The sequence below is a fragment of the Xanthomonas cassavae CFBP 4642 genome (assembly GCF_000454545.1).
GTDB lineage: Bacteria > Pseudomonadota > Gammaproteobacteria > Xanthomonadales > Xanthomonadaceae > Xanthomonas > Xanthomonas cassavae.
In genome coordinates this window covers 999,561-1,013,827 of record NZ_CM002139.1, presented here as the reverse complement: position 1 = coordinate 1,013,827, position 14,267 = coordinate 999,561, and the positions used below count along the sequence as shown (strand labels likewise).

The 14,267-nt window shown below is 63.4% G+C and carries 11 protein-coding genes; 5 read left to right on the top strand and 6 right to left on the bottom strand.

Annotated features, from left to right (window positions below):
• Positions 1-173 precede the first annotated feature (173 nt).
• Genes XCSCFBP4642_RS0104420 through mtgA form a run of 3 tightly spaced genes read right to left on the bottom strand, consistent with a single transcriptional unit; the run spans position 174 to position 2,348 of the window.
• Positions 174-602: a CBS domain-containing protein gene (locus XCSCFBP4642_RS0104420; RefSeq protein ID WP_029218720.1), complete on the bottom strand. Its 429-nt coding sequence runs from the start codon at positions 600-602 to the stop codon at positions 174-176.
• The gene (locus tag XCSCFBP4642_RS0104415; RefSeq protein WP_029218719.1) at positions 562-1,608 is read right to left on the bottom strand and encodes a glycosyltransferase family 2 protein; all 1,047 of its coding nucleotides are present in this window, start codon (positions 1,606-1,608) and stop codon (positions 562-564) included. Before XCSCFBP4642_RS0104415 ends, XCSCFBP4642_RS0104420 begins: the two co-directional genes overlap by 41 nt.
• A gap of 2 nt (positions 1,609-1,610) precedes the next feature.
• Complete coding sequence (gene mtgA / locus XCSCFBP4642_RS0104410; RefSeq protein WP_029218718.1) at positions 1,611-2,348, bottom strand: monofunctional biosynthetic peptidoglycan transglycosylase; 738 nt, start codon at positions 2,346-2,348, stop codon at positions 1,611-1,613.
• A gap of 75 nt (positions 2,349-2,423) precedes the next feature.
• Between mtgA and hslO the strand changes: the two genes are divergently transcribed.
• From hslO to XCSCFBP4642_RS0104395, 3 genes are all read left to right on the top strand, one after another.
• Positions 2,424-3,314, top strand: coding sequence for an Hsp33 family molecular chaperone HslO (gene hslO / locus XCSCFBP4642_RS0104405; RefSeq protein ID WP_029218717.1), 891 nt, complete (start codon positions 2,424-2,426; stop codon positions 3,312-3,314).
• Positions 3,315-3,466: 152 nt separating this feature from the next.
• The gene (locus XCSCFBP4642_RS0104400) at positions 3,467-4,300 is read left to right on the top strand and encodes an XOO1806 family protein (protein ID WP_029218716.1); all 834 of its coding nucleotides are present in this window, start codon (positions 3,467-3,469) and stop codon (positions 4,298-4,300) included.
• A gap of 242 nt (positions 4,301-4,542) precedes the next feature.
• Positions 4,543-7,317: a TonB-dependent receptor gene (locus tag XCSCFBP4642_RS0104395; protein WP_029218715.1), complete on the top strand. Its 2,775-nt coding sequence runs from the start codon at positions 4,543-4,545 to the stop codon at positions 7,315-7,317.
• 306 nt (positions 7,318-7,623) lie between these two features.
• Here the strand turns inward: XCSCFBP4642_RS0104395 and XCSCFBP4642_RS0104390 are convergent, their stop codons facing one another.
• Positions 7,624-8,232: a TetR/AcrR family transcriptional regulator gene (locus XCSCFBP4642_RS0104390; protein ID WP_029218714.1), complete on the bottom strand. Its 609-nt coding sequence runs from the start codon at positions 8,230-8,232 to the stop codon at positions 7,624-7,626.
• A 136-nt stretch (positions 8,233-8,368) separates the two neighbouring features.
• Between XCSCFBP4642_RS0104390 and XCSCFBP4642_RS0104385 the strand changes: the two genes are divergently transcribed.
• Positions 8,369-9,292 carry an alpha/beta fold hydrolase gene (locus XCSCFBP4642_RS0104385; protein WP_029218713.1) on the top strand — a complete coding sequence of 308 codons (924 nt, stop codon included), beginning with the start codon at positions 8,369-8,371 and terminating at the stop codon, positions 9,290-9,292.
• Complete coding sequence (locus tag XCSCFBP4642_RS0104380) at positions 9,289-11,763, top strand: acyl-CoA dehydrogenase (protein WP_029218712.1); 2,475 nt, start codon at positions 9,289-9,291, stop codon at positions 11,761-11,763. Before XCSCFBP4642_RS0104385 ends, XCSCFBP4642_RS0104380 begins: the two co-directional genes overlap by 4 nt.
• A gap of 458 nt (positions 11,764-12,221) precedes the next feature.
• Here the strand turns inward: XCSCFBP4642_RS0104380 and XCSCFBP4642_RS0104375 are convergent, their stop codons facing one another.
• Both XCSCFBP4642_RS0104375 and XCSCFBP4642_RS0104370 read right to left on the bottom strand, forming a co-directional pair.
• On the bottom strand, positions 12,222-12,575 hold the full coding sequence (locus XCSCFBP4642_RS0104375; protein ID WP_029218711.1) for a DUF1304 domain-containing protein: 354 nt from the start codon (positions 12,573-12,575) through the stop codon (positions 12,222-12,224).
• Between the two features lie 263 nt (positions 12,576-12,838).
• The gene (locus XCSCFBP4642_RS0104370) at positions 12,839-14,209 is read right to left on the bottom strand and encodes an NTP/NDP exchange transporter (RefSeq protein ID WP_029218710.1); all 1,371 of its coding nucleotides are present in this window, start codon (positions 14,207-14,209) and stop codon (positions 12,839-12,841) included.
• Between the last annotated feature and the right edge of the window lie 58 nt (positions 14,210-14,267).

Below are 14,267 nucleotides of genomic sequence, written 5' to 3'. Positions count from 1 at the left end.
GTGTTTGCTGGCTGTTTTATTGAGAGCGATGCACCACTACCATCTCAACTAACCCTTGCGACCAGGCCGCAGATCAAACGCTTCAAAGCTGATCTGTCTGCTCGCCACACTTCTCGAGCTATGTCGATCAACAGCGTTCAGGACAAGACGCAGGGAACGTCGCCGGCACGGCCCTAGCTGGCGATGTAACGCTGCAACTGATCGATATCGCGCTGCTGGTTTTCGATCACCGCCTTGACCAGATCGCCGATGGAAATCACGCCCTGCACGCGGCCGTTGTCGACCACCGGCAGATGGCGGAAGCGTCCGTCGGTCATCAACTGCATGCAGCGCTCCACCGTTTCCGACGGCGACACTGTCACCACCTGAGTGCTCATGATGTCGGCAACGCTGGTGGTCGATGAGGCGCGATCGCGTAGCACCACCTTGCGCGCGTAATCGCGCTCGGACACGATGCCGACCAGGCGTGGCCCGTCCATCACCAACACCGCGCCGATGCCCCTCTCGGCCATCAGGCGGATCGCCTCGATCACTGCAGCGTCTGCCGCAACGGCGAATACTTCAACCGGCTTGGTCCCCAACAGCTGTCGTACGGTCTGCATGGCCCGCTCTGCGCTTGGTCTGGTGATCGCAGCCTACTCCCACCGCGCCGCGCTGGGTATCGACCAGATAGAGCGGACGCTGCTTGGCCTCGTCGTACAACCGGCCCAGGTATTCCCCGATCAGGCCCAGCGCAATCAGCTGGATGCCGCCCAGGAACAGGATCACCGACATCATCGTCGGCCAGCCTGCGACCGGGTCGCCCACCAGCGCCGCCTTGATCATCACCCAGCCCCCGAACAGGAACGCCGCCAGCGCCGTCAGCAGGCCCAGATAGGTCGCTGCCCGCAGCGGCACCGTGGAAAAACTGGTGATGCCGTCCAGCGCAAAATTCCATAACCGCCAGACCGTGAACTTGCTGATCCCGGACAGGCGCGGCGCGCGTCGGTATGGCAGCGCCACCTGACGAAACCCCACCCAGCCGAACAAGCCCTTCATGAAACGATGCCGCTCGCGCAATTGCTGCAAGGCCTGCACCACCCGCGGCGACAGCAGGCGAAAATCGCCGGTGTCGGCGGGAATCGGCGTGCGCGACAGGCGCCGGATCACCCGATAGAACGCATGGGCGGCACTGCGTTTGATCCAGCTCTCGCCCTCGCGGAACACGCGTGTTCCGAAGATATTGTCGTAGCCCGCTCGCCACAGCGCGACGAACTCCGGGATCAGTTCCGGCGGGTCCTGTCCATCGGCATCGAGCAGGACGACCGCGCCGGGCAGCACATGATCCAGGCCCGCGGAAATCGCCACTTCCTTGCCGAAATTGCGCGATAGCCGCACCGCGCCCACCCGCGCATCGGCCTGCACCAGCGCCTGCAAGACGTCCCAGGTACCGTCGGTGCTGCCGTCATCGACATACAGCACCTGCGTCTGCAGCCCATGCAGCTGTGCCAGCACCGCGCATAGCCGTGGATGCAACAACGGGATGCTGGTTTCCTCGTTATAGGCTGCAATCACCACGGTAAGGCGCTCGGCGATGGCAGGGGCGGCGCTGGTGTCGATCGTGCTCATGCTCACTTGGTCTGCAGATAGGCCGCGCCGCCCAGCTGGCGTGCCTGCCGCTGGATCCACGCCGTGCGCCGCTGCACGTAGGCGCCCGGGCGCCGCGCGTCATAGCGCCGCGGCGATGGCAGCACCGCAGCCAGACGCGCCGACTCGGTCGGCGACAGCCCGGCCGCGTCCTTGCCCCAGAACTGCCGGGCAGCCGCCTGCACGCCATACACGCCGTCGCCGAACTCGGCCACGTTGAGATACATCTCCAGAATGCGCTGCTTTGGCCATAACAATTCGATCAGCACCGTGTACCAGGCCTCCAGGCCCTTGCGCAGCCAGCTGCGGCCCTGCCACAGGAACACATTCTTGGCGACCTGCTGGCTGATCGTGCTTGCGCCACGCACCCGCCCGCCGCGCGCATTGTGATCGCGCGCCTTTTCGATGGCCTGCAGATCGAACCCATGATGCATCGGGAACTGCTGATCCTCTGCCGCCACCACCGAGATCGGCAGGCTGGCGGCGATCTTCTCGTAGTCGCGCCACTGCTGATGCAGGGAAAACCCGACGTCGCCCGCGCCCCACGCTTCCAGATAGCGCCCCACCATCATGCTGCTGATCGGCGGATCGATCACCCGCAGCACCAGCACCTGCAACACGCTCGCGGCGGCAAACAGCAGCGGTGCGGCCAATAGCCAGCGCAGCCAGCGTCTGCGCCGCGGTGGCGCCCCCTGCTTGCCATCCAATGCATCCGTCCCCATTAGTTCACTTCGACCTTCAATCCCGATGCCTGCCGCATTATCCGGCAACCGGCGTCCCTTACGTCCGATGTCTCCATGACCGATCACGATCAGCTTTCCCGTTTCCTGCTGCCTGCCGCCGGCGTGCGCGGAGTCCATGTGCGTCTGACCAAGGCCTGGCACGACATCCAGGGCGCCGCCGAGTACCCGCCAGCCGCGCGCCAGCTGCTCGGCGAAGCCGCCGTGGCGGCTGCCCTGTTCACCGGCCACACCAAGGTGGACGGGCGCCTGTCCGTGCAACTGCGCGGCAACGACACGCTGCGCACCCTGTTTGCCGAATGCACCGCCGCCGGCACCTTGCGCGGCATCGTGCAACTGGCCGACGGCGCCGATGCGCCGACCGACCTGCGCGAGTTGGGCGAGGCCGCCCTGCTGGCGATCACCATCGAAAACCCAGGCCTGGACCCACGCGAACCGCAGCGCTACCAGAGTCTGGTCGCGATGCAGGCCCCGGAGCTGGCCGAAGCCTTCGAAACCTACTTCCAGCAGTCCGAACAACTGCCGACCCGCCTGTTGCTGGCGGCCGGCCCGGAGCAGGCCGCCGGCCTGCTGCTGCAGAAGCTGCCCGGCGACGAAGGCGATGCCGACGGCTGGACCCGCATCGGCGCCCTGTTCGACACGCTCGGCGCCCCGGAGCTGTTGTCGGTCGCCGGCGACGACCTGCTGCACCGCCTGTTCCACGACGAACAGACCCAGTTGATGGGCGGCAAGCCGCTCAGTTTCGGCTGCTCCTGCTCGCGCGAACGGGTCGCCTCGATGCTGCAGTCGTTGGGCGAGGATGAGGCCCGCGCCGCCGCACAAGAGACCGGCAGCGTGGACGTGCGTTGCGAATTCTGCGGCCGTGAGTATCACTTTCCGTTGACCGATCTGGCCGTACTTTTCAGTGCAGCGCAGCCCTCCCAGCAGGCGCCGGAACGGTTGCAATAGATCGCATTACGGGTGCGTTCCGGGGAACGTGACTACTTGTTAAATAATCATAAACACCCTAGCATGCTCCCTGCCCGCTCTCGGGAACTTAACAACCACCCCTGGGTCTGATCTCCGGTATGCGACACCTTCTGCGCCTTCCGCTCGCTTTGCTGGTTGCCCTTGCGGCAGCCACGGGTGTGCACGCGCAGTCGGCGCAGCAAGTGCGCGAAAGCACGATCCTGCCGGTGTGGAACAAGGGGAGCGGCAAGGTCGAGGCGTTCCTGTATCTAGAGCCCACCGGTGAGCAGAAGGCCGGCGCGCGCTGGCACTTCGGTCGCAACTCGCTGGATGCGGCGTTCGGCCTGACCTCCGGCGATTCGCTGGGCCTGCTTTGCAACAGCAGCCGCGGCACCAATATCAGCGGGTTGGCCAGTCATTGCCTGCTGGCCGGCATCGGCGACGACGAGGAAGACAGCGCCGCCGCGTCGCGTCGTGTTTCCGGAACGCTGGGCTTCAACCGCGCTGGTGGCCGTGTCGGCGTCACTGCCGGCACCGGTCGCGACACCCTGCCCGCCTGGCTGATCGGCGCCGGCAAGGCACCGCTGACGCGCGTCGAACAGAATGATCTGACCGTGTTCGGCCAGAAGAACATCGGCCGCGAGGGCTTCGTCTCGATCGGCGGAACCTACGCCCGTGCGCGGCTGGTCCCGTTGGCCGACGTCTCACCGGCAATTGCCGACCAATGGGACAGCAAGACCTTGAGCGTTGGCGGCGGCTACGGCGCCTTCAGCGCCAACGTTATCGGCCGTGTGGTGGACGTTCCCGGCCAGCCCAAGAAGTGGGAGGGCCTGGGCCTGGGTCTGACCTGGCGCACCCCCTGGAGCGGCCAGCTTACCGTCGGCGCCGAAAACGTCATCTCGCGCGGCAAGAATCCCTTCGCGCCCAACAACGACAGCAACAGTGACGGTACGGTTCCGTACGTCAGGTACGAGCAGGATCTGTAAATCACTGATCGAAAACACGTTTTCCCAACGCCACCGGCTAACACCCGGTGGCGTTTTGCATTGTAGAGACCGTTTGTCGCCTGACTTTTCACGGCTTTCTTCTTTTTCGTTAACGGGACTTTAATTTCCCGCACAACGCATATACCATCGGTTCACCCTGACGTTTTGGATCCGCACTTTTCGGAACCCCCGGCAGGCAAACAACCCTTGGCAGCACCCAAGATCACTTGGAGAGAGAGCTAATGAATTGCAAGTCCAACAAGCTGCGCGATGCCGTTGTCCTCGCGCTTGTCGTGGGCGTGGGCGGTACCGGTACCGCCATCGCTCAGGAAGCCGGCACCACCAACCTCGACAAGATCGAGGTGACCGGTTCGCGAATCAAAAGTGCAGACGTCGAGACGTCTCAGCCGGTTCTGACGCTGACTCGCCAGGACATCGACAAGCAGGGCGTCACCTCCGTGGCAGACGTTTTGCAACGCGTCGCAGCCAACGGCGCTGCACTGAACCGCACGTTCAACAATGGCGGGGACGGCAGCTCCGGCATTGCACTGCGTAACCTGGGTAGCGCACGCACGTTGGTGTTGGTCAACGGTCGTCGCTGGACCACCGGCCTGGACGGCAGCGTAGACCTCAACACCATTCCGACCGCTATGGTTGAGCGCATCGACATCCTGAAGGATGGCGCGTCGACGATTTATGGTTCGGACGCCATCGCCGGCGTAGTGAACATCATCACCCGCAAGAACTTCGACGGCGCAGAAGCAGGCGCCAACGTCGGGCAGTACAACGACGGAGACGGCCAGCGTCAGGCCTACGATTTCACGATTGGCACCACCACTGATCGCGCAACTCTGATGGTCGGCGCTTCTTACGTAAAAGAAGATTCCGTAATGGCTGGCGATCGCGAAATCTCTGCCGGCGGCCCGCCGTTCTTCAGCGGCCAGAGCGGCACTGGTTTCCCGGGTTCGTACGTTCGCAATGGTTCGCGCCGTATTCTCATCAACGGCGTCGAAACTCCTTACGTCGCAAATGTCCACGGCTACAACACTGCGCCGGACAACTACCTGCTGACTCCGCAGGAGCGCACCTCGCTCTTCACCCAGGGTAGCTTCAACTTCACGGACAACGTGACGTTCCGCACCGAGGCAATGTACAACGAGCGCAAGTCCGAGCAGCTGCTGGCCGCAATGCCGGTGACTGGCTTGACCCTGAGCGCCGACAGCCTCTACAACCCCTTTGATCAGAACCTGACCAGCGTCAACCGCCGTTTCATCGAAACAGGTGGTCGTTCGTTCAATCAGAATGTCAAGAACTGGCATTTCTATGGCGGCCTGGAAGGCTTTTTCGAATTTGCTGATCGCAGCTTCGATTGGGACGTGGGCTATCGCTACGACAGGTCAGACGAAAACGTCCTGACCTATGGCTTGTTCAACCTCGCCAACCTCAACAACGCTTACGGCCCGTCGGAACTTCGCGGCGGCGTCCCGGTGTGCGTCTCCGCTCCTGGCGGCGACGTAATTCCTGGTTGCGTCCCGGTCAATCCGTTGGGACCGCGCGGCTCGATCAGTCAGGCCGCACTGGATTACACCAGCTTCACTGCTCACGATTCGTCCTCCGTCGAGTCGAAGGGCTACACCGCCAATCTCAGCGGCGACATCGTCGATCTGCCGGCAGGCCCGCTGGCATTTGCTGCAGGCTATGAATATCGCAAGGAAAGCGGTCAGTTCGATCCGGATGCATTCATCGCTGCAGGCCTGAGCACCGGCAATGGTGCGCGTCCCACCGCCGGCGCTTACAGCCTCGACGAGTTCTACCTCGAACTGTCCGTGCCCGTGCTGGCGGATCTGCCTGGCGCTCAGCTGCTCGATTTCAGCCTTGCCACGCGTTATTCCGATTACAGCAACTTCGGCGACACGGTGAACAACAAGTTCGGCTTCCGCTGGAAGCCGATCCAGGACTTGATGATTCGCGGTAACTACAGCGAAGGCTTCCGTGCTCCGAGCATCAACAATCTGTTCGAAGGCAACTCCGATTCGTTTGAAACTTACGCCGACCCGTGCTCCAGCCAGGCCGGTGGCCAGCTGAGCAATACTGTCGTGGCACAGAACTGTGCGGCTGCCGGCGTTCCAACGAATTTCGTACAGCCCGGTGCCGGCAATGGCGCGAAGCAGACCCTGGAACCGTTCACCTGGACCTCCAACGATCAGCTGCAGCCTGAAACGTCGACCAGCCGCACGCTGGGTTTTGTGTTCAGCCCGAGCTTCGCGCAAGGCCTGAATGTCAGCCTGGACTGGTGGCAGATCGAGATTGAGAACGCAATCACGCGTCCGGAAGCGCAGTTCATCCTGGACAAGTGCTACGGCGGCAGCGCAGGCGAGCAGGCTGAGTACTGTGCTCTCATCACCCGCGATCCCAACTATGCCGATGGTGCTTATACCGTCACCAACATCAACATGCCGCTGCTCAACCTGGCGTCGTACAAAGTGGAAGGCTGGGATCTGGCCATCAACTACCGTCTGCCTGAAACGGCGTTCGGCCAGTTCACCATCAGCTGGGATTCGACCTATCTGTCCAGCTGGGAGACCAAGGCAACCGCAGATTCGGAACTGGAACAGTTCCAGGGTCGCTACCTGAATCAGGATCCGTACTGGCGCATCCGCTCCAATCTATATGTTGATTGGTCGCTGGGTGATTTCGGCATCAACTGGGGCCTGCGTTACAAGTCCGGCATGGAAGAAACGTGCCCGCTCTCGGCAGCGCTCGCTCAAGCCTACTGCTCCGAGCCGAATCGCGTCACGGCCGATGGCGCCTCGCCGCGCAATCACATCGGTGCCACCACGTACCACGACATCCAGGTCAGGTACAACACGCCTTGGAATGCCACGGTGTCGGTTGGCTTGAACAACGCGTTCGACAAGGATCCGCCGGTTGCTTTCAGCACCTCGGCGAACCGGTTTGACCCGCAGTACGACCTGCCGGGTCGTTACATGTACATGCAGTACCGTCAGCGCTTCTGATCGAAGCAATCGCGTAAAAACACGGCCCCAATCGGGGCCGTGTTTTTTTGCAAGAGACATTGCCGACACCCCAGGCCCGATTACTCTTGAAGCGATGCTCTCTGCCCTTCCTGCAAGAACCTGCAATGACACATCGCCACACCCTTTGAGACGATCAGTGATCAAGAGCTTCTCTGCGAAACCAAGCAGTAGCGCGTCCCAATGCCACCGGAGACAACAAACCGTCTGCAACGTCCTGGGCGCGATCTGGTGGATGTGCCGGTCATCTCACCCATTTGACTGCATAACCTGGCGGTCAGGTTGAACTCAGCCTGGAATCAACGTCTGAATCACATGCTCGACGTAGGCCTCGAAATCTTCCCGGGCCTGCTTGGGTTGCTGCAGTTGCAGCGAAAGCTGCAGGAAGCCGACGTAGGCGGCGTAGGCCAGGCGGGCGCGGTGCTGGGCGTCGGTGCGGGACAGGCCGGCCTGGCGAAACGAGGCGATCAGGTAATCGAGGCGGCGCTGCGACACGCGGTCGATGACCGGGCGTACTGCCGGGTGGTCGAGCGCCTTGAGCAGTTCGCTATAGATAACGTGTGGTTTGACCTCATGCGCGACCAGCTGGAACAACGCGCGCAGGCGGGCACTGGGGTCCGGGACATCTTCCAGGCTGCCGAACACTTCCTTTTGTTCGAAGATCTCCCAACGTTCCAGAGCCGCCTGCAGCAGCGCGTCGCGCGATGGAAAGTGCCAGTAGAAGCTGCCCTTGGTAACGCCGAGACGGCGCGCCAGCGGTTCTACGGCGACTGCGCCCACGCCCTGTTCGGCGATCAGGTCCAGCGCAGCCTGCGCCCAGTCGTCCGCGCTGAGACGGTTGCCGCGACCGGAACTGGTCCGGGGTGGGGTGGTGCTGGATTCGGTAATGTCATTCATGCCGCGATTTAACCATACGCTTGAGTCAGTTGCAGTATGCGTCACAAAAACGACGCACAATCGTCACGATTCAATGGCTTAACCGTCCATACCAGAGAGTATTGACAGTGGGCGGGATGCATCCATACCATTAGGTATGGTCACTCTTCCTTCTACCCTCGCCCGCATTGCGTCCGCGCCGCACATCAGCGCTGGCGATGCCGAATTGGCTGTGTCGGTGCAAGGCGCCGAACGCGCGCAGACGGTCGTGCTGGCGCATGGCTTCGGGCAGACGCGGCATGCCTGGAAAGCGACTGCCAGCGTGCTGGCTCACGCTGGCTACCGTGCTCTTTCCTACGACGCGCGCGGACATGGCGATTCGAGTTTCAATGCCGCCGACCTGCGCTACTCGCCGACGCAGTTCACCGATGACCTGATCGTCGTGGCGGGCGAACACGCCGAACCGCCTGTGCTGGTCGCCGCCTCGATGGGAGGCTTGTTCGGCCTGCTTGCGGAAGCGCGTTGGCCGGGATTGTTTCGCGCCATCGTGCTGGTCGACATCACGCCGCGTTGGGATACCAGAGGCGTGGAGCGCATTGTGCGCTTCATGACCGCGCATCCGGAGGACTTTGCCTCACTGGAGGCGGCCGCCGATGCAATCGCCCATTACCTGCCGCATCGGCCACGCAAGACGGCAACCCAATTGCAGGCGCTGCTGCGCCAGCGCGACGACGGCCGCTGGCAGTGGCATTGGGATCCGCGCCTGATCGAAGAACTGGCCGGACAGGATGCGCAGCTGCAGCAGCATGCCCTGCTGGGTGCCGCCGCACAGGTGCGTTGCCCGGTACTGTTGATCAGCGGCGGCCGCAGCGATCTGGTCACGCCGGCCACCATTACCGAGTTTCTGTCGATCGTGCCGCATGCACAGCATGTGCAGCTGCCCGAGGCCACGCACATGCTGGCGGGCGACGACAACACCACGTTTACCGCCACCGTGTTGCATTATCTGGACGCATTACCCTCGGTTGGCACCATCGCAGCGTCCAACATCACCGAGCATGTCACTGGAGCAAGACCATGAGCATCGTTGCACCGTTCCTCCTCGTCATCCTGGCGGCGGGCATCGCTGCCTATCACCGCATGCGCCTGGCCACCTGGGTTGCGATCAGCGCCTGCGTGCTGGTGGCGTGCTGGCTGCTGGATGCCAACCTGACCGCCACCATCGTTGCAGCCGTGCTGGTCGTGCTGGTGTCTGCGCCGGTGCTGTTGCCGTTCCTGCGCAAGCCGTTGCTGACCACGCCGTTGATGGCATTCTTCCGCAAGGTGTTGCCGCCGCTGTCGCAGACCGAGCGCATTGCGCTGGAAACCGGTTCGGTGGGATTCGAGGGGGAGCTGTTCACCGGTGACCCGGATTGGCAGAAGCTGCTCAACTACCCCAAGCCGCAGTTGACCGCCGAAGAGCAGGCCTTCCTGGATGGCCCGGTGGAAGAGCTGTGCAAGATGGTCAACGACTGGGAAATCACCCACGTCCACGCCGACCTGCCGCCAGAGCTGTGGGATTTCATCAAGAAGAACAAGTTCTTCGGCATGATCATTCCCAAGCAGTATGGCGGCCTGGGCTTCAGCGCGCTGGCGCACCACAAGGTGATCCAGAAGCTGTCCTCGATCTCCAGCGTGGTCAGCTCTACCGTGGGCGTACCGAACTCGCTTGGCCCAGGTGAGCTGCTGCTGCACTACGGCACTCCGGAGCAGAAGCACTATTACCTGCCGCGTTTGGCCGTGGGTGCGGAAGTACCGTGCTTTGGCCTGACCGGCCCGTTCGCCGGCTCCGATGCGACCTCGATCCCGGACTACGGCATCGTGTGCAAGGGCGAGTGGAACGGCGCCAACGTGCTCGGCGTCAAGCTCACCTTCGACAAGCGCTACATCACCCTGGCGCCGGTCGCCTCGCTGATCGGCCTGGCCTTCCGCGCGTATGACCCGGACGGCCTGATCGGCGACAAGAAGGACATCGGCATTACCCTGGCCCTGCTGCCGCGCGAAACGCCTGGTGTGGAAATCGGCCGCCGCCACTTCCCGTTGAACTCGCCGTTCCAGAACGGCCCGATCCATGGCGAAGAAGTGTTCATCCCGCTGAGCCAGTTGATCGGCGGCGTGGAGATGGTCGGCAAGGGCTGGAACATGCTCAACGAGTGTCTGGCGGTGGGTCGTTCGATCACCCTGCCCTCCACTGCCAGCGGCGGTGGCAAGTACGCGGCGGTGGTGACTGGCGCCTATGCGCGCATCCGCAAGCAGTTCGGCCTGTCGGTCGGTCGTTTCGAAGGCGTGGAAGAAGCGCTGGCACGGATCGGCGGCAAGGCGTATGCGATCAGCGCGCTGGCCCAGGCCACGGCGGCGGCGGTGGATCGCGGCGACGTGCCGTCGGTGCCGTCGGCGATCGCCAAGTACCACTGCACCACCATGGGCCGCGAAGTGGTCAGCGACATGATGGATGTGATCGGCGGCAAAGGCATCATTCTGGGGCCGCGCAACTTTGCCGGCCGCGCCTGGCAGGCCGCGCCGATCGGCGTGACCGTGGAAGGCGCCAACATCATGACCCGCAGCCTGCTGATCTTCGGCCAGGGCGCGATCCTGTGCCACCCGTGGGTGATGAAGGAAATGCAGGCAGCGCAGGATCCGGATACGCGTCGCGGTTTGGAAGTATTCGACCAGAGCCTGTTCGGGCATATCCGCTTCGGCATCTCCAACGCGGTGCGTTCGTTCTGGTTCGGCCTGACCGGTGCGCGCATCGGTGCGGCACCGGGCGATGCCTATACCCGCCGTTTCTTCCGCAAGCTGGACCGTTACTCGGCCAACCTGGCGTTGATGGCCGACGTGTCGATGCTGATGTTGGGCGGCAAGTTGAAGTTCAAGGAGTCCTTGTCCGGCCGCCTGGGCGATGTGTTGAGCCATATCTACATGACCAGCGCGATGCTCAAGCGCTACCACGACGAAGGTGCGCCGGCGAGCGACCAGCCATTGCTGGCCTGGGCCTTCCACGACAGCGTGCACAAGATCGAAACCGCGTTGTCGGCCGCGCTGCGCAACTTCCCGATCCGTCCGGTCGGCTGGTTGATGTGGGTGCTGATCTTCCCGCTGGGCCGTCGTGCCGAAGCGCCTGGCGACCGCCTCGGCCACCGCGTGGCATCGATCCTGATGGCACCCAACGAGGCACGCGACCGCCTGGCACAGGGCGTGTTCCTGACCCCGTGCGCCAACAATCCCGGTGGCCGTATCGCCAGCTACCTGACCAAGGCGGTGATGGCCGAGCCGGTGGAGCGCAAGTTCCTCAAGGCGCTCAAGACCAAGGGCATCGAAGCGCTGGACTTCACCGCGCAGCTGGACGAAGCGGTGGCAGAAGGCGTGCTCACCCTGGACGAGCGCACGCTGCTGGAAGAGCTGCGCGAGATCATGATGGATACCATCACCGTGGACGACTTCGATCCGCATGAGTTGCGTGCGGCCAGCTTCTACGACAAGCCGCAGGCACAGCAGCCGCGCGAAGCGGCCTGATTCGGCGCTTTCGTCGACAAGGCAACAACAACGGCGAGCTTCGGCTCGCCCTTTGCGTTAGAGGGCACGGCGGGTGTGGCTGCAGCGCAGACGTCGCATGCCGGATGTGGCGGGCAAGATCAACGCAACAGCGCTGCGCGGGCGTCTTGCCAGGTCATGGCTGGGGGCCTCCATCGTGCCGGCCATGCCAGTTGTCATGCCTGATGGAGTATCAAGCTGGTGAGTACACCGTGGAAGTGATCGCACGTGGCTTGCCAGGCGAAGGACGCCCGCCTCCCGCCGATCACACAGAAGATCCGGAGCATCCTTCAGATACAGCGATGCCATCGCAAACAGCGGCCAGGCGCTGCACCGTTCCGCCTCCGCGCTTGCGTACCTGACTGACAGGACCAGCGACTACCGCCAGACGACCGTTGCCCGCGCAGCGGCATCAGGAGGCGATTGCACAAGCGCTTCGCTCAGATCGGCAACCACAACAGCGCCAGCGCGATCAGCGCAGGCAGGGCCTGCACGAAGAAGATCCGGCGGTTGACGCTGTAGGCGCCGTAGCAGCCCGCCACCACCACACAGCCCAGGAAGAAGCTCAGCACCTCCGCGCGTTCGGCCAGTGCGCCCCAGAACAGGCCAGCGGCCAGAAAGCCGTTGTAGAGCCCCTGGTTGGCCGCCAGTACGCGCGTGGCCTGTGCCTTCTCCAACGTATTGCGGAAGGTCTTCAGGCCCAGTGGACAGGTCCACAGCAGCATTTCCAGCACCAGGATGTAGACGTGCAGCAGGGCGACGCACAGGCCGGCAACGATGGCGAACAGGGACATGGCGGACAGGAGTGATGGACGTGGCGGCAAGCATAGCCGCGATGGCATTCCCTCTGCCGGGGAAACCATTCAAAAGCCAGCGATTGGCTGATGACGAGAAGGCGTGCCCGGCACGACAGGGGCGCTCACAGCCGTGGTCAGGCAACGCAGATGGATCCGATGCATAAGCGTGACGTCCGCGCACAACCCCAGCCAGACGGCGGCGCAGATGTTGGTGATCCAATCTGCCTGCGCCATCGGCAAGGCGTACGCTACCCCATCGATCAGCGCTGCGAGCCGGCCGGGGTCGGCTCCGCAGCCGCGTCGCGCTCTGCAGGCAGCTTGCGTGCTTCGCGCAGCAATCCAAATGCGCCGACCGTCATACCCGCAGCCGCCAGCAGGCCGACGCCGAACACCGCACTGGAGCCCAAGGCCGAGACCAGCTTGTGGATCCACACGAAGCTCAGGTCGCCGCCCCGGTAGATCACCGTATCGATCGCCGCGCCGGCCTTGTAGCGCCACTGCCGATTGACCCGCGTGTAAAGCGTCTCGCGCGCCGGCTTGGCAAGCGCGAACTCGCTGGAACGCGTGATCACCTGCACCACCGCGATCATCACCGGCAACGGCGAGGCGGCCAGTACGGCGTAGCCCAGGGTGATGGCCACGCCCGGAATCAGCAGCGCCGGCGCGATGCCGAAACGCGACAACAGCGCGCGGGTCACCAACACCTGCAGTACCAGCGTCAGTGCGTTGACCGCCAGATCGATACTGGCGTAATAGGCCGTGCTGGCGGCCGCATCCGTATACAGCCGCCGTACCAACGCAGCCTGTTCGTTATAGAGCAAGGTGCCGACGCCCACGCCGAACAGGGTCATCAGCGCCAGCCAGCGCAGCAGCGGCTCGCGCACGATCAGTTTGAGCCCGCCAAACACATCGCCGCCCATCGGCACTTCGCCCGAATCCAGCCGGAATTGCCGCTCGCGCGCCACCGCCCACAGCCGCAGCCGCCACACGCACACCACGCACACCGTCAGGAACCCGGCCGACACCAGCATCAGATGCGCGATGCCGATCCGCTCGACCAGGGTGCGGGTGAGGATCGGCCCGAGAAACGCGCCCAGCGTGCCCGCCGCACCGATGTAACCGTAGTAGTTGCGCGCCTCGGCATTGCTGAAGACATCGGCCATGAAGCTCCAGAACACCGCCACCGCGAACAGGTTGAACACCGTCACCCACAGGAAGAACGCCATGCCGCGACCAGGCACGCCGCTGTCGAACAGCACATAGAACAACAGCAAGGTCGCGATAAAGAAGCCATACACCGCCGGCAGGAACACACGTCGCGGGTAACGGCTGACCAGCGCACCGTACAGCGGTTGCACCAGCACCATGATCAGGAAGGTGCAGGTAAACAGCACCTGCAAGGTGAAGTCCTTGAGCGGCATGCCGTGTGCGGCGAACAACGCGATCATGCCGGCGGGGAAGATCGCTTCCACCTCCGCCGAGGCGCTCATCGCTTCACGCACCGGGCGCAAGACGTAATAGCCGCTCAGCAGGCAGAAGAAATACAGGAACGACCACGCCAGCGGCGGCGAACTGCGCAGTGCTGCGCCTAGCCGACCAAGCGCAGAGCGCGGCGCAGACGAGTGCGTCATGGCGTCAGCATCCCCCGCACGAACGAGCCCGACAGCAAGAACATGGCAGCCACAGCAT